This window comes from Streptomyces sp. MP131-18, assembly GCF_001984575.1.
Taxonomy (GTDB): domain Bacteria; phylum Actinomycetota; class Actinomycetes; order Streptomycetales; family Streptomycetaceae; genus Streptomyces; species Streptomyces johnsoniae.
On sequence record NZ_LZNS01000001.1, the window covers coordinates 7,017,114 to 7,019,386 of the forward strand.

Sequence of the window (2,273 nt, forward strand, 5' to 3'; positions counted from 1 at the left end):
GGTACTTCACCTGGCCGGCGTGCTCGACGACGGGCTGATCGAGGCGCTGACGCCCGAACGGCTCGACCGTGTGTTGCGGTCGAAGGTGGATGGTGCGTGGCATGTACATGAGGTGTTGGGTGGGTTGGGGTGGCGGGTGCCGTTGGTGTTGTTCTCTTCTGCGGCTGGGGTGTTGGGGTCGGGTGGGCAGGGGGCGTATGCGGCGGCGAATGCGGTGTTGGATGGTTTGGCGCAGGTGCGGGGTGGGGCGGGGTTGCCGGGTGTGTCGTTGGCGTGGGGTTTGTGGGAGCAGCGCAGTGCGATGACGGGTGGTCTTGGCGAGGCCGACCTCGCCCGCATGGCCCGCGGCGGCATCAAGCCCCTGCCCACCCAGCAGGGGCTGGCCCTGCTCAGTGCCGCACTCGGCAGCGACCGCGCCTGCCTGGTGCCGGTGGCGCTTTCCCGCGCAGGGCTTCAGGAGCGTGCCGCCGCTGGTGACCTGCCGCCGCTGCTCCGCGGCCTGGTCCGCGTCGCCGTCCCGCGCAGCGCCGCCGCTCCCGCGGACGGCCTCGCGCAGCGGCTCGCCGGCCTGCCCGAGGCGGAACGGGCACGGGCCGTACTCGACCTCGTGCGCACCCACGTCGGGCAGGTGCTCAAGCACTCCGCGCCCCAGTCGATCGCCGCGAGCCGCGCATTCAAGGATTTGGGCTTCGATTCGCTGACGGCCGTCGAACTGCGCAACCGCCTCAACACGGCCACCGGCCTGCGCCTGCCGACCACCCTGGTCTTCGACCACCCCACCCCGGAGGCGCTTGCCGCGTTCATCGCGGAACGGCTCCCCGGTGCCCGGCAGGGCACCGGCCCCCGCCCGGCCGCAGCGCCGCGCCGCCGTTCCGCCGCCGCGGCCGACGAACCGATCGCCATTGTGGCGATGGCGTGCCGGTACCCGGGCGGCGTGCAGTCCCCCGAGGACCTGTGGCGGCTCGTGGCCGAAGGCGGGGACGCCATATCCGGCTTCCCGGCCGACCGCGGCTGGGACCTGGGCTCGCTGTTCGACCCCGACCCCGACCGCGCGGGCCGGTCCTACGTGTCCCAGGGCGGTTTCCTGCACGACGCCGCGGACTTCGACCCCGGCGTGTTCGGGATTTCGCCGCGTGAGGCGTTGGCGATGGACCCGCAGCAGCGGTTGTTGCTGGAGACGTCGTGGGAGGCGTTCGAACGGGCGGGGCTCGACCCGCTCGGGATGCGCGGCAAGGACGTCGGCGTCTTCGCGGGCGTCATGTACCACGACTACGCGGCCCGGTTGCAGGAACTACCCGACGAGGCGGAAGGGCTGGAGGGCTACCTCGGCAGCGGCAGCGCGGGCAGCGTGGCCACCGGCCGCATCGCCTACACGTTCGGTCTCGAAGGTCCCGCGGTGACGGTGGACACGGCGTGTTCCTCCTCGCTGGTGGCCCTGCACTGGGCGGCGCAGTCGCTGCGGAACGGCGAGTGCTCGATGGCACTGGCCGGTGGCGTCACCGTGATGTCGACCCCTGGCCTCTTCGTGGAATTCAGCCGCCAGCGCGGGCTCGCCCCCGACGGCCGGTGCAAGCCGTTCGCCGCAGCGGCCGACGGCACGGCGTGGGCGGAGGGGGTGGGGGTGTTGCTGTTGGAGCGGTTGTCGGATGCGCGGCGGAACGGTCATCGGGTGCTGGCGGTGGTGCGGGGTTCGGCCGTGAATCAGGACGGTGCGTCGAATGGGCTGACGGCGCCGAACGGTCCGGCGCAGCAGCGGGTGATCCGGGCGGCGTTGGCGAATGCGGGTGTTTCGGCGGCCGAGGTGGATGTGGTGGAGGCGCACGGCACCGGGACGACGCTGGGCGATCCGATCGAGGCCGAGGCGCTGCTGGCGACGTACGGGCAGGAGCGGGCGGCCGAACAACCGCTGTGGCTCGGCTCGTTGAAGTCGAACATCGGGCATGCCCAGGCCGCCTCCGGGGTCGGCGGCGTCATCAAGATGGTGCAGGCCATGCAGCACGGCATCCTCCCCAGAACGCTGCATGTGGACGAGCCGTCGCCGCATGTGGACTGGTCGGCAGGGTACGTGCGGCTGCTCCACGACGAACTGGAGTGGCCGGAGACCGGCCGGCTCCGCCGCGCCGGCATCTCCTCGTTCGGGATGAGCGGCACCAACGCGCACGTCGTCATCGAACAGGGCCCGCCGGTATGGAACGACAGCGAACGGCAGCCGGTCAGCCTGCCGGTCGTGCCTCTTGTGCTTTCGGGTGCGGATGAGGGCGCGTTGGATGCGG

The 2,273-nt window shown here is 72.0% G+C and carries 1 protein-coding gene; it reads left to right on the forward strand.

Annotation, left to right across the window (positions count from 1 at the left end):
• Positions 1-2,273 (forward strand): beta-ketoacyl synthase N-terminal-like domain-containing protein (locus STBA_RS31235; RefSeq protein WP_143659645.1); only part of this gene is annotated, 2,273 nt, incomplete at both ends.